18 protein-coding genes are annotated in these 20714 nt (G+C 65.3%); 13 read left to right on the top strand and 5 right to left on the bottom strand.

Going from position 1 to position 20714, the window contains the following annotated elements; translation table 11 throughout:
• Window position 1: 1 nt before the first annotated feature.
• Window positions 2-1657 carry a CTP synthase gene (locus tag A5892_RS06440; protein ID WP_064122103.1) on the bottom strand — a complete coding sequence of 552 codons (1656 nt, stop codon included), beginning with the start codon at window positions 1655-1657 and terminating at the stop codon, window positions 2-4.
• 324 nt (window positions 1658-1981) lie between these two features.
• Between A5892_RS06440 and A5892_RS06435 the strand changes: the two genes are divergently transcribed.
• Complete coding sequence (locus A5892_RS06435) at window positions 1982-2629, top strand: DeoR/GlpR family DNA-binding transcription regulator (RefSeq protein ID WP_082890301.1); 648 nt, start codon at window positions 1982-1984, stop codon at window positions 2627-2629.
• Between the two features lie 206 nt (window positions 2630-2835).
• On the opposite strand, the gene A5892_RS06430 is transcribed toward A5892_RS06435, so the two are convergent.
• The 3 genes from A5892_RS06430 to doeA are packed head-to-tail and all read right to left on the bottom strand — an operon-like array spanning window position 2836 to window position 5552.
• On the bottom strand, window positions 2836-3309 hold the full coding sequence (locus tag A5892_RS06430) for an Lrp/AsnC family transcriptional regulator (RefSeq protein WP_064122102.1): 474 nt from the start codon (window positions 3307-3309) through the stop codon (window positions 2836-2838).
• Window positions 3310-4320, bottom strand: a complete 1011-nt coding sequence (doeB, locus tag A5892_RS06425; protein WP_082890300.1) for a N(2)-acetyl-L-2,4-diaminobutanoate deacetylase DoeB — start codon at window positions 4318-4320, stop codon at window positions 3310-3312.
• 38 nt (window positions 4321-4358) lie between these two features.
• The gene (gene doeA, locus A5892_RS06420) at window positions 4359-5552 is read right to left on the bottom strand and encodes an ectoine hydrolase DoeA (RefSeq protein ID WP_064122101.1); all 1194 of its coding nucleotides are present in this window, start codon (window positions 5550-5552) and stop codon (window positions 4359-4361) included.
• 198 nt (window positions 5553-5750) lie between these two features.
• Between doeA and A5892_RS06415 the strand changes: the two genes are divergently transcribed.
• From A5892_RS06415 to A5892_RS06365, 11 genes are all read left to right on the top strand, one after another.
• Entirely contained in the window at window positions 5751-6671 is a 921-nt protein-coding gene (locus A5892_RS06415; protein ID WP_064122100.1) for a 2-hydroxyacid dehydrogenase, read from the top strand.
• Between the two features lie 246 nt (window positions 6672-6917).
• The gene (locus tag A5892_RS06410) at window positions 6918-7847 is read left to right on the top strand and encodes a LysR family transcriptional regulator (RefSeq protein ID WP_263281411.1); all 930 of its coding nucleotides are present in this window, start codon (window positions 6918-6920) and stop codon (window positions 7845-7847) included.
• A 235-nt stretch (window positions 7848-8082) separates the two neighbouring features.
• A complete protein-coding gene (locus A5892_RS06405) occupies window positions 8083-9297 on the top strand; it encodes an ABC transporter substrate-binding protein (protein ID WP_082890299.1) in 1215 nt (404 codons plus the stop codon).
• 66 nt (window positions 9298-9363) lie between these two features.
• Window positions 9364-10239: a branched-chain amino acid ABC transporter permease gene (locus A5892_RS06400; protein ID WP_064122098.1), complete on the top strand. Its 876-nt coding sequence runs from the start codon at window positions 9364-9366 to the stop codon at window positions 10237-10239.
• The gene (locus A5892_RS06395; protein ID WP_064122097.1) at window positions 10236-12035 is read left to right on the top strand and encodes a branched-chain amino acid ABC transporter ATP-binding protein/permease; all 1800 of its coding nucleotides are present in this window, start codon (window positions 10236-10238) and stop codon (window positions 12033-12035) included. Before A5892_RS06400 ends, A5892_RS06395 begins: the two co-directional genes overlap by 4 nt.
• Entirely contained in the window at window positions 12032-12775 is a 744-nt protein-coding gene (locus tag A5892_RS06390) for an ABC transporter ATP-binding protein (RefSeq protein WP_064122096.1), read from the top strand. Before A5892_RS06395 ends, A5892_RS06390 begins: the two co-directional genes overlap by 4 nt.
• A 49-nt stretch (window positions 12776-12824) precedes the next feature.
• Window positions 12825-13526, top strand: coding sequence for a cyclase family protein (locus tag A5892_RS06385; protein ID WP_064122095.1), 702 nt, complete (start codon window positions 12825-12827; stop codon window positions 13524-13526).
• Window positions 13527-13551: 25 nt separating this feature from the next.
• Window positions 13552-14952, top strand: a complete 1401-nt coding sequence (locus A5892_RS06380) for an amidase (RefSeq protein ID WP_064122094.1) — start codon at window positions 13552-13554, stop codon at window positions 14950-14952.
• 64 nt (window positions 14953-15016) lie between these two features.
• A complete protein-coding gene (gene codB / locus A5892_RS06375) occupies window positions 15017-16270 on the top strand; it encodes a cytosine permease (RefSeq protein ID WP_064122093.1) in 1254 nt (417 codons plus the stop codon).
• 31 nt (window positions 16271-16301) lie between these two features.
• Window positions 16302-17588, top strand: coding sequence for a cytosine deaminase (gene codA, locus A5892_RS06370; RefSeq protein ID WP_064122092.1), 1287 nt, complete (start codon window positions 16302-16304; stop codon window positions 17586-17588).
• Between the two features lie 220 nt (window positions 17589-17808).
• Window positions 17809-18741 carry a LysR substrate-binding domain-containing protein gene (locus A5892_RS06365; RefSeq protein ID WP_064122091.1) on the top strand — a complete coding sequence of 311 codons (933 nt, stop codon included), beginning with the start codon at window positions 17809-17811 and terminating at the stop codon, window positions 18739-18741.
• A gap of 88 nt (window positions 18742-18829) precedes the next feature.
• On the opposite strand, the gene A5892_RS06360 is transcribed toward A5892_RS06365, so the two are convergent.
• A complete protein-coding gene (locus A5892_RS06360) occupies window positions 18830-19483 on the bottom strand; it encodes an aspartate/glutamate racemase family protein (RefSeq protein WP_064122090.1) in 654 nt (217 codons plus the stop codon).
• Window positions 19484-19643: 160 nt separating this feature from the next.
• Between A5892_RS06360 and A5892_RS06355 the strand changes: the two genes are divergently transcribed.
• Entirely contained in the window at window positions 19644-20591 is a 948-nt protein-coding gene (locus tag A5892_RS06355) for a LysR family transcriptional regulator (protein ID WP_064122089.1), read from the top strand.
• Window positions 20592-20714: the final 123 nt, after the last annotated feature.

Here is a 20714-nt window from a genome sequence, read left to right as displayed (position 1 = left end):
CTCACTCCTCCCGCACGGTCTGGCGCGCCTGGCGAGCGGCACGATGGGCGAGTGCCGCATTGACGAAGCCGGTGAACAGCGGATGGCCATCGCGCGGCGTCGAGGTGAACTCGGGGTGGAACTGGCAGGCCAGGTACCACGGGTGGTCCTTGAGCTCGACCATCTCGACCAGCGAGTTGTCGACGCTCCTGCCGGAGAACGTGAGCCCGGCCTGCTCGAGTTCGGCGACGAACTGGTCGTTGATCTCGTAGCGATGGCGGTGGCGCTCGACGATCTCATCCGCGCCGTAGACCTCGCGCGCCTTCGAACCCTTGCTGAGCCGGCAGGTCTGGGCGCCGAGGCGCATGGTACCGCCGAGATCCGAATCCTGGCTACGGGTCTCGATATTACCCTCAGGCGTGATCCATTCGGTGATCAGGCCCACCACCGGATGCTTGGTGTCGAAAGTCCATTCAGTCGAAGTGGCGTCTTCCCAGCCCACTACGTGGCGCGCGTACTCGATCACCGCGACCTGCATGCCGAGGCAGATACCAAGATAAGGAATCTTGTTTTCGCGCGCATAGCGAGCGGTGGCGATCTTGCCCTCGACTCCGCGCGAGCCGAAGCCGCCCGGCACCAGGATCGCATCCTTGCCTTCGAGGCGTTCGACGCCAACGCGCTCGATCTCTTCTGAGTCGATGTAGTCGATGTTGACCTTCACCCGGGTCTGGATACCGGCGTGGATCAGCGCCTCGTTGAGCGACTTGTAGGCATCGAGCAGCTCCATGTACTTGCCGACCATCGCGATGTTGATGGTCTTCAGCGGATTGAGCTTGGCATCGAGCACATGGACCCACTCGGTGAGATCGGCCGGAGCCGCCTCGAGCCTGAGCTTGTCGCAGACGATCTCATCGAGGCCTTTCTCATGCAGCATCAGCGGGATGCGGTAGATGGTGTCGGCATCTACCAACGGAATCACCGCCCGCTCCTCGACGTTGGTGAACAGCGCGATCTTGCGGCACTCGCTCTCCTCGATCTCGACCTCGCTGCGGCACAGCAGGATGTCCGGTTGGATACCGATCGAACGCAGCTCCTTGACGCTGTGCTGGGTCGGCTTGGTCTTGGTCTCGCCCGCGGTCTTGATGTAAGGGACCAGGGTGAGATGGATGAAGATCGCCCTGGACCCACCAAGCTCGGCGCGCATCTGGCGGATCGACTCGAGAAACGGCAGCGACTCGATGTCACCCACGGTACCGCCGATCTCGACCAGGGCGACGTCGTAGCCCTCGCCACCGGCCACCACGCGGCGCTTGATCTCATCGGTGATGTGCGGAATCACCTGCACGGTGCCGCCGAGATAGTCGCCACGGCGCTCTTTGCGCAGCACGTGCTCGTAGACCCGCCCAGTGGTGAAGTTGTTGCGCTGGCTGACCTTGGAGCGAATGAAGCGCTCGTAATGGCCGAGATCCAGATCGGTCTCCGCGCCGTCTTCGGTGACGAACACCTCGCCGTGCTGGAACGGGCTCATCGTCCCAGGATCGACGTTGATGTAGGGATCGAGCTTCAAGATCGTGACCTTGAGGCCACGGGCTTCGAGGATGGCCGCCAGCGAGGCGGCGGCGATGCCCTTGCCGAGCGAGGACACCACACCACCGGTCACGAAGATGTATCGCGTCATGGAGAACCCATAGGTCTATTCCCTTCGCAGCGAGGCGCACGCGGCGAGGGGGTGGAGGAACGAGGCGTTGCGAAAGCTAATTTGGTGCGGATCGGAAGCTTCCGACCCGAAAGCCCGCACGGATGGAACGGGGAGGTTCGACATGGCGGGCCTGGATGGGGGCTCAGATTACCAGAAAGGCTTTGCGCACTCAATTTGAGCGAGTCCCTGATCGGCATCCGTCGCCACGACGCATTCATTGGTCTTAGCGCACCGAAGCCTCGATACCCACCCTCGAGCCCGCTAGCCCACGACAGCGGTCACTCCAGCCTCGGGCAGAGCGAAATGATCGATCAGATCAATACCAATGGATATATAGGCACCCGTGAGCCGGAACAGTCATTGGAGCAGCGCAGCCAGCAGTTCTCCTCGGAGAAGGCGCGCATTGCACGTGCCGCACTGGCGCGTATCGATGACCATGACACCCTGCTACTGGACGGCGGCACCTCCACCGCCGCGCTGGCCAAGCTGCTGCCCGAACGGCGCGGATTGCATGTGATCACCAACAATCTCCTCGCCCTGCCGCTGCTGCGCGAGCTTCCCGAAGGGCGAGTCAGCGTGCTCGGCGGCGATTTGCGGGTGGGCAGCATGTCCACGGTGGGGCCCGCTGCGTTCACCATGCTCGAGCGGCTCAGCGCGGACAAGGCATTCGTCAGCGCCGACGGCGTGGTCGCCGGGCGTGGGCTCTGCGAGGCGAGTGCGGAACAAGCCTACTTGAAGGAACTGATGATTCGTCAGGCTGCCCGGGTGTTCGTGCTCGCCGATGCCAGCAAGCTCGGACGCGACCGGCAGCAATACTGGTCGCTGCTGAATGGAAGCTGGACGCTGATCACCACCGCTCGGGAGCCAGAACTGCTGACACCGTTCGTTGCCGACACCAACGTCGAGGTGGAGGTGCTCGACCCCGAGGCTCCTACGCGACTGCGTTCGTAGCGAGACCCATCTTCCTTGCGATACTGCGCATGGACCTTGAAGCCAAAGGCCGGTTCATGGAAAGCCGGCGGGGACGAGTCGAGTCGAACCACGCCCCCGTCGCCGCCGCTCGATCCCTCGACTGGCGCCCCCATTGCCGCGCCAGTGTTCGAACTTGACGCGTACAGGCGCCGCTCGGGACGAACGGGTGGGGGGATGGCGCCGAGTCACTCATCTTCTTCGAACACCAGCGGCAGCGATTCGCGCTTGACCGTCTTGGTGACGATGTAGGTGTAGTAGCGGCTGATGCCCAGTCCACTGGTCAGCCAGCTATCGATCAAGCGCTGGTACTGGTCGATGTCGCGGGCTTCGACCTTGACCAGATAGTCGACGCCGCCGCCCACCGCGACGCATTCGGTAACCTCCGGGCAGTCGCGCATCGCTCGTTCGAAGCGCTCGAATGCCTCTAGCGCGTGTGAGCCGAGCTCGACCTGCATCCAGACCGGGGTGCGCCGTACCAATACGCTGCCGGCGATCCGTGCGCCATAGCCTTCGATCACTCCCGCCCGTTCGAGGCGCTTGACCCGCTCCCAGCAGGGGCTGACCGAGAGGTTTATCCGCTCGGCCAGTTTCGATTTGGTGATCCTCCCCTCGCGGGAGAGGATCTCGAGGATGCGCAGGTCGAAGCGATCGAGGCGCATTCAGCCACGCTCGAGACGATCGACCCGCTCGGCGATCACCACGATGGTGTCGCCCATCGCGGTCAGCGCGGGAAAGCGACGCGCCAGCACCACGCCATCGCGGCCTGCGTGGTAGCAGGCAGGCTCTGCCCCGGTACGGCTCGGGTCGTACACCCGTGCGACGAGCTCCCCTTTGCGCACCTCGCCACCGAGGGCGCAGGTGAGCTCGAGGATGCCGCTGTGCTCGCTTTGCACGTAGCAGGAAGCATCGGGCATTTCGAGATAGGTCTGGCGGCCGGGATGGCGATACTCGCCTTCGAGATTGCCGCTGTGGATCAGGAAGTTGCGCACCCCGCGCTCGGTGAGCTCGAGGCTCGCCGGGGTCGCGGTGCCGCCGCCGCCGAGCTCGGTGGTGACGAAGGTCTTGCCCTGGCGCTCCACCGCGGTGTCGTAGAGCGAGACGGCATCGAGCTCATGCATCATCACCACGTAAGGCGCGCCGAACGAAAGCGCCCCCGCCAGGCAGCGCGCCTCCTGCCCATGGTCATCGAGCCGGTGCGCCGCGGCGAAGGGAATGATGTCCAGCGTGCGTCCACCGGAGTGCAGGTCGAGGGCGTAGTCGCACATCGGCACCAGCACGCGGTTGAAGTAATCGGCGATCTGCGCGGTCGGGCCCCCGCTGGGATCACCCGGGAAGCTGCGATTCATGTTGCCGCGGTCCAGCGGCGAGGTGCGCCGCCCCACCGACACCGCGGGAGTGTTCATCATCGGCGCGATGATCACCCGGCCGCGCACCTGGGCGGCATCGAGGCGCTGCGCCAGCTTGGTCAGCGCGAGGATTCCCTCGTACTCGTCACCATGGTTGCCACCGGTGAGCAGCGCGGTCGGCCCTTCACCGTTCTTGACCACGGTGATCGGCACCATCACCGCCCCCCAGGCGGACTCATCGACCGATATCGGCAGATTGAGAAAGCCATGCTGGACGCCATCGGCATCGAAATCGACGCTGGCAGAGATCGGACTGGCTCGCATGCCATCTCCTTGGTCGTTGATCGAAAACGCCTGGCCGTTCACTTGACGAACAGCTGGCGCGGAAAGCTACCGAACGGCTCGGCGCCGTGCTCGGTGATCAGGATCGGCTCGGTGATCTCGAGCCCCCAGTCGTCCATCCACATCCCGGGCATGAAGTGGAAGGTCATGCCCGGTTCGAGCACGGTCTCGTCCGAGGGCCGCAGGCTCATGGTCCGCTCGCCCCAGTCGGGCGGATAGCTGATCCCGATCGGATAGCCGCAGCGCGAGCCGCCGCGGTCGAACCCATACTTGTCCATCGCCGCGCCAAGCGCCATGGCGATGTCGCAACAGCGGTTGCCCGGCTTGGCCGCCTCGAGCCCGCGCTCGATGCCCTCGACCAGTGCCGCCTCGGCGCGAATGAACGCCTCCGGCGGGCGGCCGAGGAACACGGTACGCGACATCGGCGTGTGATAGCGCTTGTAGCAGCCGGCAATCTCGAAAAACGTCCCCTCGCCCTTGACGAACGGGGCGTCATTCCAGGTCAGGTGCGGCGCCGCCGCGTCACGGCCGGTCGGCAGCAGCGGCACGATCGCCGGATAGTCGCCACCGTGCTCGCCCGCGCCGCCGATGCCTGCTTTGTAGATCTCGCCCACAAGCCGGCTCTTGGGTAGCCCCGGCTCGATCATATCGAGGATCACCGAGTGCATGTGCTGGACCAGAGCGGCGGCGCGGCGCATGTACTGGATCTCGGTCTCGGACTTGATCGCCCGGCACCAGTTGACCAGCCCGTTGGCGTCCTCGATACGCGCCTTGGGCAGTTCGCGGGTCAGGCTCAAAAACGCCTTGGCGGAGAAGTAGTAGTTGTCCATCTCCACACCGACGGAGCCCTGGTGCCAGCCATACTCGGGAAGGATCGACTGGGCCAGGTACTCCATCGGATGCATGTCGGGATTTTGCACGTAATGGTCCGGGTACCAGGTGATGCTCTGCGCCGGGTCCATCCAGCAGGTGCGCAGGGCACCGTTGGCATCCATCCGCCGCCCGTACCACACCGGCTCACCCGAGAGCCCGACCAGCACGCATTGATGAACGTAAAACGACCAGCCGTCGTAGCCGGTCAGCCAGGCCATGTTCGAAGGGTCGGATACGATCAGCAGATCGAGCCCCGCCTGCGCCATCGAGGCGCGCACCTTAGCCAGTCGGCCCTGGTATTCCCGGCGCTCAAAAGGCAGAGAGGAAAAAGTCGTGTTCAACGCGCTACTCGCTCGACCGAAGAATTATCGTTGTGTGGAGCGCCTCGCGAAGCGCCCTACACTCGAGTCTGCACCCAGCCTCTCGATGAGGTCAAAGCCTTCGCCATACTTGACGCACGCATCGCGCGCCGGCCATCTTTGGGGCTCCCGCGGCGCCCCAGGCCCGTGTCCCCCTTGCATAGCCTAGAAGAACAACCGATGCGGATAGTGATCCACGACGCCGACGCACAAGCCTACCAACGCCTGCTCCAAGCGGCCTTTCCCGACGCAGAGGTACTGACCTACGAACGCGCAGGCGCGGTGCCCGCCGACTACCTGGCGGTATTCCGACCACCCGAAGCGCTGCTCGCGGCCCAAGGCCCATCGCTCAAGGCGATCCTCAACCTCGGTGCCGGGGTCGACGCACTGCTCGATAGCCCCGCCTTGCCCAAGGCCGTGCCCGTGGTCAAGCTGCGCGATGCCGGCATGGCGCCCTTGATGCTCGACTACGTGCTCTATGCGCTGCTGCACTTCTCCCGCGACTTCGATCTCTATGCGCGGCAAAGCCGCGAGGCGCGCTGGCAGCTCCACCTGCCCCAGTCCCGCGCCGCCTGGCCGGTCGGCGTGCTCGGGCTCGGTGCGATCGGTGCCCAGGTCGCCCAGGGGCTCGCCCGGCATGGCTTCACGGTGTGCGCCCACAGCCGCAGCCCGAAGCGCCTGGAGGGCGTCGAGTGCCTGCATGGCGACGAAGGCTTCGATCAGCTGCTCGCGCGCAGTCGCGTACTGGTCAACATCCTACCCTCGACCCCCGCCACCCAGGGCCTTTTGAACCGAGACACCCTCTCCCGCCTGCCCCAGGGCGCGGTGCTGATCAACCCCGGGCGCGGCACCGCGGTGGTGCTGGATGAACTGGTCGAGCTGCTCGATGCTGGCCACCTGCGCGGCGCCGCGCTCGACGTATTCCCGGTCGAACCGTTGCCGCCCGAGTCACCGCTCTGGCATCACCCGAAGCTCTTGATCACGCCCCATGCCGCCGCACCGACGCCGGTCGAGGAGGCAGCCCGACAGCTGATCGACACCATCCACGCCTTCGAGCGCGGCGAGGCCCCGCCCAGCGTCGACGCCGGCGCCGGCTACTGACGCACCGCGGCCCGGAGGGCATCGCTTCCTCACCGGGCCGCGCAGAGAAAGCTGATATCCTTGGGCGCTCTTTCCGGGGGCTACCACTTCTGCGCCAAACCTGGTTGCAAACGATACTGTCGGCCATCGCGCCACTCGGCACCCAAAGTCGCTGGCGGCATCCATCCGTTGCGTGCCGCCGCGCATCGTCTTCAAGTTCCACAACGAGACATAGCGCAAGAGGTCGAGTCGATGGATATCAAGCAGATGAAATACTTCATCCAGATCGCCGACAGCGGCAACTTTTCCCGCGCGTCGGAGATCCTGCATGTCGCCCAGCCTTCTCTCAGCCAGCAGATCAAGAACCTCGAAGAGGAGCTCGGCGTGGCGCTGCTTGCACGGCATGCGCGAGGCGTTACCCTCACCGAGCTCGGCAAGGAGTTCTATACCCGCGCCCAGCGCATCGTCCAGGAGGTCGAACACACCAAGGACGTGATCTGGGAGAAGTCGGCCAATCCCGCCGGACGTGTCTCGGTGGGGCTGCCCACATCGGCGTGCCGGGGGCTCTCGTTTCCACTCTTCGAGGCACTGAACAAGCGCTTTCCAAATATAAAACTACATATCGTCGAAGCGATGACGGCCTATCTCGACGATCTCATTCAAGTCGGCCGTCTCGACGTCGCGTTGCTCTACAATCACAAAGCCTATGAGCATGTCAGCTGGACCGAAATGCTGACCGAGGATTTCATGCTGTTCATGCGTCCCGATGCGCCATTGAGCCATCTCGCATCGATTCCCTTCCAGGACGTTTTCGAACTCCCGATCGTTCTGCCCGGGCGCCCCAACATGATGAACACGGTGATGAAGCAGTTCGCCGCCCGGCACGATGTCTCGTTCAAGGCCCTGGATTGCGACAGCCTTCCCGCTACCGTGAAGATGGTCTGCGAATCGCGATACATGGCGATCATGCCGTCGTTCGCTTTTTCAGAAGAGATCGAGCGCGGGGTGATGATCGCGATTCCGATCGTCGATCCGACGCCCTCCTGGCGCCTGTCGGTCGTGGTGTCGAAACTCACCCTCAACGTACGCGGCAGCCAGGCCGTGGCCGAGACCATGGCCGACGTGATGGCGAGCCTGGTCGAAGCGGGAAAATGGCAGGCGCGCCTGAGCAACCCGGAAAACACCAAGCGCAGCTGAGCCATTCACCACCCGCCCAGAGCGCTGCGCAGCGACCGGTGCGCGGTTGCGCGCCAAGCCTCGCATGCCCCGGCAAGCCCTTGAATCATCACCATAAAGCAAAGGCATAGGATTAACCTATAGATAATATCCAAAACTCGTCTTTGCGCTTTTTATTTAATCCCGTTTAGATGGGACATATATCTGGCCCAGCATCAATTCCCAATAATCATAAATAAAACACCAGAGAATCCCGATGAATAATATTACAAACAAGACATCGCAGCTGATATACGGCTCTTCATTTGCCGTGGCCACTTTCCTATTGTCTTCGCCGAGTCTCGCCGCCACAGGCGCGCAGCAGCCCTGCATCGGTAATTCGGCCGCGATCACCGGTCCCGCGGCCTTCAGCGGTCAGGCGATCCGAACCGGTGCCGAAATCGCCATCGAGGAGATCAATCAACGAGGCGGTGTACTTGGCGAAGAGTTGCGCCTGATCCAATACGACGACGCCGGCGCGCCGCCGCGTGCGGTCGACAATACCCGCCGCATCGCGCTCGCGGACAACTGCATCGCGATCCTCGGTGGCTATCATTCGACCGCGGCGGTGGCCCAGGTCGAGCCGGTGCATGCGATCGGCATTCCCTATATCGGCGTGTGGGCGGCCAATACCTCGGTGGTCGAGAACGGCCGGGATCCCAACTTCATGTTCCGCGTCTCGGCCAAGGACAAGTGGGTCGCCCGCTTCCTGGTCGAAGAAGCGCTGAAAGTCTCGCCAACGGGCAAGATCGCCTTCTTCTACGAAAACACCGGCTGGGGCAACGGCGCGCTGCCCGATGTCAATGCCGCGATGAGCGAGGCGGGCGCGGCGCTCGTCGCCGCCGAGACCTTCAACTGGAACGACCAGGACATGACCCCGCAGGTGATGCGCGCGCGCGACGCCGGTGCGGAGGTCGTCATCGTCTGGGCACTCGATCGCGAGGGCAACCAGCTGCTGCGCTCGATGGACAGGGTCGGCTACATGCCGACGATGATCGGCGCCTGGGGCATCAGCGGCAACCTCGGTGAGCTGGCGGGGCCGCTCGCCAACGGCGTGCGGGTGATGCAGACCTACTCTTTCATGGGCCAGCAGAGCGAGCTGGGTGAATCCGTGCTCGCCAAGCTCAAGGCCGACTATGGCATCGACGACCCCCGGGAGATTCGCGCCGGTTCAGGTATCGCCAATGCCTATGACGCCGTCCACATCCTCGCCGATGCGATCGAAATCGCCGGTAGCTACGACTGGGAGGCCGTGCGCCAGGCGCTCTACGACGTCGAGCGCGACGGCCTGATCACCTCCTACCGACCGGCTTTCGACGCCAGCGACCCCGAGCGGCAGGACGCGCTGCTGCCCGAACACTACCTGCTCACCGCTTGGCACGACGGCGTGCTGATCCCCTTCGCGGGCTCCCCCTACGACACCGGCGACTGATACCGCGACACCGCCATACACGGATCCCATTAGCCGCTCGGCCCATCGGCGCCTGCGAGGTAAGTCATGTCCACGATCATGCAGTACATCCTGTCGGGCCTTGCGATCGGCGGTATCTATGCCCTGGTCGCGCTGGGTTTCCACATCATGTGGTCATCGGCGAAGGCGGTGAACTTCGCCCACGGCGATACGCTGACGATCGGCGCACTGCTGACCATCATGCTGCTGGCCGCCGGGCTGCCGCTGTGGCTCGCCTGCCTGCTCGCCATCGCCGCGGGAGGGGTGTTCGGCACCCTGGTCGAGCGCTTCGCCGTGCGCCCCTTCGCCGCCCATTCGGGCTCGATCGGCTGGATGCTGGCGACCATCGCCATCGGCATCATGATCGAGAGCCTGGCCACCATCGAGACCAATGGCTACTCGCTGCCGCTCCCCTCCCCTGGGGTCGAGCGCGCGGTACGGATCCTCGGCGCCGGGGTCTACCCACAGGAGCTGCTCATTCCGCTGGTGGCGGTTCTCGCCATGCTGGGCTTGAAGCTGATCCAGCGCCACACCCTGGTGGGGCGCGCGATGCAGGCGATCGCCCACGACAAGCAAGCCGCATCACTGATGGGCATCAACGTCAACGCCGTCGTCGCTTTGTCGTTCGGCCTCGCCAGCCTGCTCGGCGCCGCCGCCGGCATCCTGATCGCCCCGGTGGTCCAGGCGTCGGCGACCATGGGGGTGCTGCTCGGACTCAAAGGGTTCGCGGTAGCGATCATCGCCGGGATCACCAGCGCGCCTGGCGTGCTGGTGGTGGGCCTGCTCTTCGGCGTGATCGAGAAGTTCGTCGAAGGCTACATCTCGACCGCAGCCAGGGAGATCGTCGGCTTCAGCCTGATGATCCTGGTGCTGCTGATCGCCCCCCAGGGGCTGTTCGGCAAACGCGAGGTAGTCAAGGTATGAAGCACCTGCACACCCTCGGTTTTCTGCTCTTCGCCCTGGGCCTTCTGATCGTGCCCCTGACTGCCTCGAACGAGTACGAGCTGCGCATCTTCATGCTGTTTCTGATCTACGGCATCATCGCCGTAGGGCTCAATGTGCTGATCGGCCTGACCGGGCTGGTATCGCTCGGACAGGCGGGCCTGTTCGCCCTCGGTGCCTATACCGGCGGCATCACCGCCACGCGGTTCGACTTCGATATCCTCATGGCGAGCCTCGCCGCTGCGCTGGTCTCGGCGCTGTTCGGCGCGATCCTGGCCTATCCCACCGTGCGCGTGCGCGGCGTCTACCTCGCGGTGATCACCATCGCCTTCGGGCTGATCATCGAAAACGTGGCGATCGAATGGCAGTCGCTGACCGGCGGCACCACCGGACTGAGCTCGATTCCCTCCCCCAACCTGCTCGGGGTCGAACTTTCGGGCTACGCCTTCTACGCGGTGCTGGCCATCACACTCTTCGCCGCGACCTTGCTCACCCACAACCTCAAGGCTTCACGCTACGGACGCGCCATGCGCGCCTCGTCGCAGAGCGAGATCGCCGCGCGCGCGCTCGGCATCAACGTGCCCACGCTGCGTACGCTCGCATTCGTGATCGCCTCGATGTCCGCCGGCGTCGCAGGCGCCTTCTACAGCTTTCTCAACGCCTACATATCTCCCGACATCTTCACTTTCTCGGACAGCATCCGCTTCCTGCTGATGGTGATCCTGGGCGGCGCGGGATCTACCTTCGGCCCGGTGGTGGGCGCCTACCTCCTCACCTACCTGCCGGAATACCTGCAGCAGCTCGCCGCCTGGCAGACCTTCGCCTACGGCGCGCTGCTGCTGATCGTCATGTTCGCCCTCCCCCAGGGCATCCTCGGCACGCTCAATAGCGCGCTGAAACGCTGGCGTCCCCATCCACGCAGGTCCGAGCCGGTCGATGCCCGGACCGTCACCGATACGCTTAGGCCATCGGCACAGGACACCTCCAGGGCGGAGCTGGTGACGCGGGCGCTGACCGTCAAGTTCGGCGGCCTGACGGCGCTGGCCGAGGCTTCGATACGCGTAAAGCCAGGCGAGATACACGCGCTGATCGGCCCTAACGGCGCGGGTAAATCGACTTTCGTCAATACGATCTCGGGCTTCTATCGTCCGACCTCGGGCGAGTTCGAGATCGCAGGCCAGCAGCTGAGCGGCAAGCGCTCCGATGAGATATCGCGGCTCGGCATGGCCCGTACCTTCCAGAACACCGAGCTGTTCGGCGACATGAGCGTGCTGGAGAACGTCATCGTCGGCTGCCAGCAGCACTTCGGCTACGGCCTGGCCCAGGCGCTGGTGCGCAGCCCGCGCATGCGCCGAGAAGAGCGCGAGGCCCAGCGGGTCGCCATCGCCCTGCTCGACTTCGTCGGTCTCGCGATGCATGCCGACGACGAGGCGCGGTTCCTACCGTTCGGCCTTCAGCGCCGGCTCGAGATCGCCCGGGCGCTCGCCACCCGCCCGCGCATCCTGCTGCTGGACGAACCAGCGGCAGGGTTGACCACCCAGGAGATCGACGAGCTCGCAACGATGATCCGCCAGATCGCGGCGCTGGGTATCACGGTGCTGCTGATCGAGCACCACGTCGAACTGATCATGGCGGTCGCCGACACCGTGACCGTGCTCGACTACGGCCAGGTCATCGCCAGCGCCCCGCCCTCCGTCGTCCAGCGCGATCCTAGGGTGATCGAGGCCTATTTCGGTGGCCAGGGCGATCTCCAACCCACCGCCAAGGCAAACCCATGAGCGCTTGCGAAACGCTGCTCGAGATTCGTGGCATGGAGCTGCGCTATGGCGCGGCGATCGCGGTGCGCGACATCAGTCTGCGTGTCGCCCGCGGCCAGCTCGTCGCCGTCATCGGCAACAACGGCGCGGGCAAGTCCTCGATGGTCAAAGGCGCCACCGGGCTGGTGCGGCCATCGGCCGGCAAGGTGTTGTTTCGCGGCGAGGACACCACCGCCCTGCCCGCGCACAGCAAAGCCAAGCGCGGCCTGGTCATGGTGCCCGAGGGCCGGCGGCTGTTTCCCGACCAGACGGTGGAGGACAACCTGATCCTCGGCGCCTACGTGCACGGTGGGCTCAAGCACGAAAAGGCCCGCGCCAGCTTCGATCGGGTCCTGGCGCTGTTCCCGCGGCTCAAGGAGCGGCTGCGTCAGCAGGCGGGATCGATGTCCGGCGGCGAGCAGCAGATGCTGGCCATCGCCCGGGGACTGATGGCCGGACCGGAGCTATTGATCATCGACGAGCTCTCGCTCGGCCTCGCACCGAGGATCGTCACCCAGCTGATCGAGGTGCTCGCACAGCTCAACCGCGAAGGGCTCACCATCGTGCTGGTCGAGCAGCTCGCCGCCCATGCGCTCTCCATCGCCGACCACGCCTACGTGGTCGACAACGGCGCCATCGGCCTTTCGGGACCAAGCGCGGAGATCGCGGCCAACCCGCAAGTGATGGACGCCTTCCTAGGCAAGAAAGCCGTCGCACCGTGACGGCACGTCGTTACCACCGACACTCATCTCCCCTGATCGAGGAAAAACCATGTCCCAGCGAATCATCGACTTGAGCCTTTTGATCGAAGACAACATGCCGGCGCACAAGCTGTTCCAGCGCCCGGTGCTCACCACCCACCTGAGCCACGAGAGCTCCAAGGCGCTGGGGCTGGGCGTGCCGGGTGATGCGATGACCTTCCAGACCAACTTCATCGCCATGCTCGACCACGTCGGCACCCACGTCGACGCGTTCCGCCACGTGAAGCCCGACGGCGCGCCGATCGACGAGATGCCCCTGGAGATGTTCATGGGCAAGGCGGTGTGCCTGGACCTAAGACACATCCCCGACCTCGGCGAGATCGGGGTGGAAGACCTGGAGGTGGCCCAGGCCGAGGCCGGGGTGGTGATCGACGGGCATATCGTACTGCTGTGCACCGGCTTCCATCAGCGCAACTATCCACGCCTCGACTCGGTATGGAAAAACCCCCTGCTGACGGTCGAGGCGACGCGCTGGCTCTATGAGCGCGGCTCGATGATGCAAGGAGTGGAAGGCCCCTCCACCGACAAGCCGACCGATGACGACTTCGCCCAGCATCGGCTCTGCCGCGAACTCGGCATGAGCCATTGGGAGTGGCTGGTGAATCTGGAGATGCTGATCGGCCAGGGTGAGTTCCAGTTCTTCGGCGCACCGCTCAAGTTCAAGGGCGGCTCCGGCTCTCCGGTGCGCGCCTTCGCCATCATCGAGCAGTGACCCGCCCCAGGCTTCGGAGCAACAGATGACCGACTCCCTCGACTTCATGAGCGCTCGGGAGCTGGCGGGGCTCGTCGCTGCGCGACAGGTCTCGCCGGTGGAACTGACCCAACGGGCGCTGGCGCGGGCCGAGACCACCCAGGCCTCGCTCAACGCCTTCTGCCTGCTGCTGCCCGAGCAGGCGCTTTCGGCCGCCCGGCGTGCCGAAAGCGCGGTGATCCGTGGCGAACCGCTCGGATCGCTGCACGGCTTGCCGATCTCGGTCAAGGACCTGATCAGCATCGCAGGCCTGCCCTACGCCTCCGGCTCGCGCGCCATGAGCGGCAACCTCGGCAAGTACAATGCGCCGGCGGTGGAGCGGGTGAGGGCCGAGGGGGCGATCATCATCGGAAAGACCACCACCAGCGAGTTCGGCTGCAAACCGGTGGGCGACTCTCCATTGACCGGCGTTACCCGCCATCCCTGGGACCTGGACAAGACGCCTGGCGGCTCGAGCGCGGGCGCGGCGGCGTCGGTGGCGGCGGGAATCACACCCTTCGCACTCGGCACCGACGGCGGAGGTTCGCTGCGGATTCCGGCCGCCTTCACCGGACTTGTCGGATTCAAGGCCAGCTTCGGCCGGGTCCCGGTATGGCCGACCTCGGCCACGCCGACGCTGGCCCACGTCGGCGCGCTCGCCCGCAACGTAGGTGACGCGGCGCTGCTGACCCGGGCGATCGCGGGCTACGACGCACGGGACCCCTTCTCGTTGGTGGGGCCGGCGCCCGACTTCGTCGCCGCCACCGAGGCGCCGGTGAAGGGCTTGCGTATCGCATGGAGCCCGAGCCTGGGCTATGCCCATCCGGAAAAGGAGGTGGTCGAGATCACCGCCCGGGCAGCCCGAGCGCTGAGCGACCAGGGCGCTCATGTGGAAGAGGTCGAAACGGTGTTCGAACAGGACCCGGCCGGACTCTGGCGCGCCGAGTTCTACGCCGGGGTCGGAACGCGGCTGAAAGCGGTGCTGGAGACGCGGCGCGAGCTGCTCGACCCCGCGGTGGCGAAGATGCTCGATAACGCCCTGGCACAGAAGCTGCATGACTACTACGCCGCGGTGTTCGAACGCTACGAGGTACGCGAACGGATGCGCCGGTTCTTCTCTCGCTATGACCTGCTGCTCTCCCCCACCCTGCCGATCTCCGCACTGGATGCGGGACGAGACCTGCCGCCGGGGCACGACGACGAAGAGCTGGTGACCTGGGCCGCCTATACCTATCCGTTCAACTTGACCGGACAGCCGGCCGCGTCCGTCTGCGCCGGGCTGACCCAGGCAGGCATGCCGGTCGGCATCCAGGTCGTGGGCAAGGCGCTCGGAGAGCACGCGGTACTGAGCGTCGCCGCGGCGCTCGAACGCATCCACCCGCCGGGCTACAACCTGCGCATGCCGTGACCTGTCCAGGCACGGCCTCCCGGCACGGATCAACGACCCACTACAACCACAGGAGCTCGCCCCCATGAAAGAACCCTCGGCATCCCACGACTACGAGCTCTCGACGGTCCCGGCGCACGCGCGAAGAGGCTTCTTCGTGATGTTCTCGGTGATGGTCAGCTTCACCCTGTTCTCCGCCAGCATGTGGGCGGGCGGGACGCTCGGCCAAGGCCTCAGCATGACGCAGTTCATCATCGCCGTGCTGTTGGGCAACGCCTTGCTCGCCGCCTATGCCAGCGCGCTCGCGATCATGTCAAGCCGCACCGGCCTCTCGACCCACCTGATCAGCCGCTACGCATTCGGAGTGCGCGGCTCCTGGCTGCCGTCGTTGCTGCTCGGCGGCACCCAGGTCGGCTGGTTCGGCGTCGGCATCGCGATGTTCGCGCTGCCGATCCATGCCGCCACTGGGATCAACAACTATCTGCTGATCGTGATCGGCGGAGTCCTGATGACCTCGACCGCCTACCTGGGCTTCAAGGCGCTGGCGATACTGGGGTTCTTCGCGGTGCCGTCGATCGTCGTGCTCGGCGTCTGGTCGATGGGGGTCGCTGTGGATACCGCGGGCGGCCTGGGCGCGCTGATGGAGATCGAACCGGTCGAGCGCCTGTCGATGGCCACTGCGCTGACCGTCTGCATCGGCTCGTTCATCAGCGGCGCCACGCTGACCCCCGACTTCGTGCGCTTCGCGCGCACCACCCGTATCGGGGTCATCGCCACAGTGATCGCCTTCTTCCTCGGCAACTCGCTGATGTTCAGCATCGGCGCGGTGGGCGCGCTGGTCTACGGCGAAGCCGACGTTTCGCAGGTCCTGTTCGCGCAGGGGCTGATCGTGCTCGCCATCCTGGTGCTCGGCCTGAACATCTGGACCACCAACGACAATGCGCTCTATGCGGCGTCGCTGGGCTTTGCCAACATCACCCGCTACCCGAAACGCTACCTGGTGCTGTTCAACGGCACCGTCGGCACCCTCTTGTCCGTGTGGCTATATGACAACTTCGTCGGCTGGCTGACCTTCCTGAGCTCGGCGCTGCCGCCGATCGGCGCGGTGCTGATCAGCGACTACTTCATCCTCGCGCGCGGACGCTACCCGGCGCTGGAGCACGCAAAGCTCAAAGACGTCCACTGGATGGCGATCGTCTCCTGGGCGATAGGCTGCGCGGCGGCCAACCTGCTGCCCGGCATCCCGCCGCTCAACGCGATCATCTTCGCGCTGGCCGCTCACACCGCCGGCGGCCTGGCGCTGAACCGGATACTCGAGCGTCGTTCCTCCTCGGCGTAGCGCCATCATCGAAAAGCCACGAGGTGTTGCAATGCTGATCACCAATGCTCGCTTGCTCGACCGCGAAGGCCTCGTCGACATCTCGATTCGCGACGGCGTGATCGAGGCCATCGCCGCGGCGGGAAACCTCGCCCGCGGGCATGCGCAAACGTTCGATGCCGAGGGCGGCCTCGCGCTGCCCCCCTTCGTCGAGCCCCACTGCCATCTCGACTATGCGATGACCGCCGGAGAGCCCCGCTGGAACGCAAGCGGGACCCTGTTCGAGGCGATCGATATCTGGGCAGAACGCAAGCGCGACCTCGACCACGCCGACGTCAAGCGCCGCGCCCGACAGGCGCTCGAATGGCAGATCGCCCAGGGCATCCAGTACGTGCGCACCCACGTCGACATCGGCGACCCCGAACTGCGCTCGCTGACCGCGCTGCTCGAACTGCGCGCCGAAATGGCCGAGTGGGTCGAGCTGCAGATCGTCGCCTTTCCCCAGGATGGCATCTTCACCCATCCCAGTGGCCTCGTTCAGCTGGAGGAGGCGCTCAAACGCGGCGCGGACGGCGTCGGCGCGATCCCCCACGTCGAATTCACCCGCGAGGACGCCACCGCTTCGATCGCGGCCGCTTTCGATCTGGCACAGAAGTACGACAAGTTCATCGACATCCACTGCGACGAGATCGACGACGACCAATCCCGCGGGCTCGAGGTGGTCGCAGCGCAAGCCTATCGCCGCGGGCTCGGCCCACGCACCACCGCCAGCCACACCTGCGCGCTGGGCAGCTACAACGGCGCCTACGCGAGCAAGCTGATCGGCCTTTTGCGCAAGGCCCGGATCAACTTCGTCGCCAACCCCTTCGTCAACACCCATCTCCAAGGGCGCGAGGACAGCTATCCCGTACGCCGCGGCCTGACCCGGGTCAGGGAGCTCAGGAATGCCGGGCTGGCGGTGGCCTTCGGACACGACAACCTGGCCGATCCCTTCTATCCCTTGCTGCACACCAACGTCCTGCAGATCGTGCAGATGGGCATCCACGTCACCCATCTGACCGGCCATGACGACATCATCCGAAGCCTCGACTTCGTCACTACCCAGGGCGCACGGGTGCTCGGGCTGGGAGAACGCTACGCGCTCGCCGAGGGCCATCCCGCCAGCTTCAACGTGCTGCCCGCCAGCAGCGTGATCGATGCGCTGACCCGGATGGTGCCGGTACGCTTCGGCTTTCGCGCCGGCAGGCTCATCGTCCGGACCGAGCCGGCGACGACCAGCATCTGGCTCGAAGACGAACGTGAGATCGATTTTTCCCGCCCGGTCACTCCAACTCCCTGACCAACCTCTAGTAACCAGCGACGACGCCCGAGACCTCGGGCGTCGCCCTCTCCGTCGCCCTCTCCGGCGCCCGACTCTGGCGCACGGGCCTCGTCCCGTGCACTAGTCAAGGGCAGCCAATGCACCTCAGAGAAGCAAAGGCTGCGTCGGATCGACGATCCGTCCGCGGTATGGAAATTGCTAATGAATGCGCATTGATTAACTCAAGGTTATACGAACGATGTCGCTCAACCTTCGCCAGCTGGAAGTATTCCGCGCGGTGATGACCGCCGGCTCGGTCAGCGGCGCTTCGCAGCTGCTGCTGATTTCCCAGCCGGCGGTCAGCCGCATGCTCTCCCACACCGAGCAGCGCGTCGGCTTCTTGCTCTTCGAACGCATCAAGGGGCGGCTCTATCCGACTCCCGAGGCGCGGCGGCTGTTCCATGACGTCGAGCACGTCTACCGCGATCTGCAGCGGGTCAACGCCACGCTGCTCGATCTGGTCCAGCAGCGCCACGGGGTAGTGAGGGTGGTCTGCAGCCCGAGCCTCGGCCATCACCTGCTGCCGGGGGCGATCTGCGCCTTTCGCCGCGACCACCCCGACACCCGGGTCAGCCTCGAGTGCCTGCGCCACGTGCTGCTGCGCGACCGCCTGCTCGACCAGCAGGCGGATTTCGGCGTTTCGCTGTTTCCGATCACCCACCCCAACATCGAAGCGATCCCGCTCTATACCCTGCGCATGGCGCTGGTCTATCCACAGCAGTGGCCGGTTTCAGAGCAAGCCCCGAGCGCCCAGGCAGCGCTCGCTCCCTTCGCCGATCGCCCACTGGTCGGCTATCCCGCCGGCACGCCGTTCGCTACCCTCGCCCAGCGGCTGAGCGAACGAGCGGGCATCGACTATCGCCCGGCGATCGAGGTGGATTCGCCCCATCACGCCTGCGCCCTGGTGCGCGAGGGGGCGGGCTGGGCGCTGGTCGATGAGTTCTCGCTCGCACTCGCCACCGCCTTCTCCCCGGTGCGGGTGCGCCCGCTCGATGAGCACCTCACGGTCAATCTCGTCCACCTGCGCCGCGAGCCGCTCTCCCAGCAGGCCCAATCACTGGTCGAGCGCCTGCGCGAGGCCTTCGCGCGCCTCCACACGCATAACTCGGGGTTAAGCGACGGCGGCGAATAGCGATAGCCGAACGCAGGGCGCTCTTCGAGGCTCTTTCTCCGGTTCTCTCAGGTTCTCGCTCAAGCGCGGGCGACGCCCGCTTCGAGCGCTACCGGGCTTCGCCCAGGGCCATCGTCACCGCCGCGATGCAGGGGTCGATCACCGGCACCCCGAGCGCCTGCGCCAACGCAAGACGATAGCTGCCAAGGCCTGCGCAACCAAGGATCAGCACCTCGGCGCCATCTTCATCGCGCAGCCGCTCGCCAACCTCCAGCAGTCGCGCCCAGGTTCTGGACTGATCATTGAGCTCGACCACATCGAGCCCCAGCGCCCGCTCCCCGGCGAAGCGGTCCATCACCCCCATTGCACCGTAGCTGCGCAAGTGGCGCGAAATCGAGCCGGGCTGAATGGCGATCACGCCGAACCGCTGGCCCGCGGCCAGCGCTCGCAACACCGCGGCCTCGCCGATGCCGAACACGGCACAGCTCGACTGCTCGCGAAGCACCGCAAGCCCCGGATCGCTGTAGCAGGCGATCACGATCGCGATCGCCTCGTCGCCGAAGCTACGCGCCCGCGCGATCAGAAGCGCCGTCACTGCGGCGATGTCGGCCTCGCTCTGGATGCCGGCGGGGCCCTGCTCGAGGGTGTGGCATACGATCGCCGGCCCGCCAGAAAAGCGCAACGCACCGAGCGAGGCGTCGACGCCTGCGGTCACGGCCGTCGTCGAATTGGGATTGATGACATGGATGACACCCGAGGACATGCGAGTCTCCTCTTGCTTTCGATTCGACAATGGCGACGCCCACGTTCGCAAGGCCGGACACCGCCCAGGTCGGTCCAGCCTAGCGGCGAACGAGTGGCACGGATATTGCGCTTTCATTCCCAGTGCTTAACAACGAGTTAATCGATGCGCGAGGGTCGCCATGCAGTCGCTCAACCTCAGACAGATCGAAGTCTTTCGTGCGGTGATGATCACCGGTTCGATCAGCGGCGCCTCGCAGCTACTGCTGGTCTCCCAGCCGGCGGTCAGCCGCATGCTCTCCCACACCGAGCAGCGCATCGGCTTCCAGCTTTTCGAGCGGATCAAAGGGCGGCTCTATCCCTCCCCCGAGGCCCGCCGGCTGTTCCATGACGTCGAGAACGTCTACCGCAACGTGCAGCGGGTCAACAACACGCTCCAGGACCTGGCCCAGCAGCGCCAGGGCGTAGTGCGGGTGGTCTGCAGCCCAAGCCTCGGGCACGGACTGGTGCCCAGCGCGATCGCCGCCTTTCGACAGCGCCATGCGCGCGTTCGCGTCAGCTTCGAGTGCCTGCGCCACACCCTGCTGCGCGAGCGCATCCTCGACCAGCAGGCCGATCTGGGCATTTCGCTGTTTCCAATCGACCATCCCAACATCAGCACGCTACCGCTTCACGATATGCACATGACGGTGATCTGCCCGGCCGACCATCCGCTGGCCCAAGCCGGGAGCCGGGCGCCGACCCTCGAGCGCATGGCCGACTTCCCTCTGGTCGGCTACGGCACGGAGACGCCCTTCGGCAATCTGGTCAAGCGCATCTTCGAGCGCGCCGACCTGCCGTATCAGCCGATGATCGAGGTCGACTCCCCACAGCACGCCTGCGCGCTGGTCAGCAACGGCGCCGGTTATGCGCTGGTCGATGAGCTGTCGCCGCGCCTGTGGCCGAGATCGACACTCGCCATGCTGCCGCTGACACCGCCCGAGCGCCTCACCATCAGCCTGGTGCACTTCAGCCGCGAACCGCTGTCGCGGCTGGCGCTCGGCCTGACCACCGAGCTCAGGGAGATACTGGCCGACGCCGCCGGCCAATCGATTAACCCAACGTTAAAGATCGCCGACAAAAAGGCATGAGACAGCCTCGAAGGGCATCTCGCACACTCCAAGCCATGGGGTAACGCAACCTCTGCGCTTCGATGCCGAGACAACAACCACAATCGGCGAGCAGCTCCGCGCTCTGACAGCGCGTCACCCAGG

This window comes from Halotalea alkalilenta (genome assembly GCF_001648175.1).
Classification (GTDB): Bacteria; Pseudomonadota; Gammaproteobacteria; order Pseudomonadales; family Halomonadaceae; genus Halotalea; species Halotalea alkalilenta_A.
Note: the sequence above shows the minus strand (reverse complement) of the source record. Positions and strands in the feature narration are given on the sequence as shown.

Coding starts and splice junctions, on each gene's coding strand:
- A5892_RS06440 (WP_064122103.1), bottom strand. CDS start 1,657: ATGACGCGATACATCTTCGTGACCGGTGGTGTGGTGTCCTCGCTCGGC.
- A5892_RS06435 (WP_082890301.1), top strand. CDS start 1,982: ATGATCGATCAGATCAATACCAATGGATATATAGGCACCCGTGAGCCG.
- A5892_RS06430 (WP_064122102.1), bottom strand. CDS start 3,309: ATGCGCCTCGATCGCTTCGACCTGCGCATCCTCGAGATCCTCTCCCGC.
- doeB (WP_082890300.1), bottom strand. CDS start 4,320: ATGCGAGCCAGTCCGATCTCTGCCAGCGTCGATTTCGATGCCGATGGC.
- A5892_RS06415 (WP_064122100.1), top strand. CDS start 5,751: ATGCGGATAGTGATCCACGACGCCGACGCACAAGCCTACCAACGCCTG.
- A5892_RS06410 (WP_263281411.1), top strand. CDS start 6,918: ATGAAATACTTCATCCAGATCGCCGACAGCGGCAACTTTTCCCGCGCG.
- A5892_RS06405 (WP_082890299.1), top strand. CDS start 8,083: ATGAATAATATTACAAACAAGACATCGCAGCTGATATACGGCTCTTCA.
- A5892_RS06400 (WP_064122098.1), top strand. CDS start 9,364: ATGTCCACGATCATGCAGTACATCCTGTCGGGCCTTGCGATCGGCGGT.
- A5892_RS06395 (WP_064122097.1), top strand. CDS start 10,236: ATGAAGCACCTGCACACCCTCGGTTTTCTGCTCTTCGCCCTGGGCCTT.
- A5892_RS06390 (WP_064122096.1), top strand. CDS start 12,032: ATGAGCGCTTGCGAAACGCTGCTCGAGATTCGTGGCATGGAGCTGCGC.
- A5892_RS06385 (WP_064122095.1), top strand. CDS start 12,825: ATGTCCCAGCGAATCATCGACTTGAGCCTTTTGATCGAAGACAACATG.
- A5892_RS06380 (WP_064122094.1), top strand. CDS start 13,552: ATGACCGACTCCCTCGACTTCATGAGCGCTCGGGAGCTGGCGGGGCTC.
- codB (WP_064122093.1), top strand. CDS start 15,017: ATGAAAGAACCCTCGGCATCCCACGACTACGAGCTCTCGACGGTCCCG.
- codA (WP_064122092.1), top strand. CDS start 16,302: ATGCTGATCACCAATGCTCGCTTGCTCGACCGCGAAGGCCTCGTCGAC.
- A5892_RS06365 (WP_064122091.1), top strand. CDS start 17,809: ATGTCGCTCAACCTTCGCCAGCTGGAAGTATTCCGCGCGGTGATGACC.
- A5892_RS06360 (WP_064122090.1), bottom strand. CDS start 19,483: ATGTCCTCGGGTGTCATCCATGTCATCAATCCCAATTCGACGACGGCC.
- A5892_RS06355 (WP_064122089.1), top strand. CDS start 19,644: ATGCAGTCGCTCAACCTCAGACAGATCGAAGTCTTTCGTGCGGTGATG.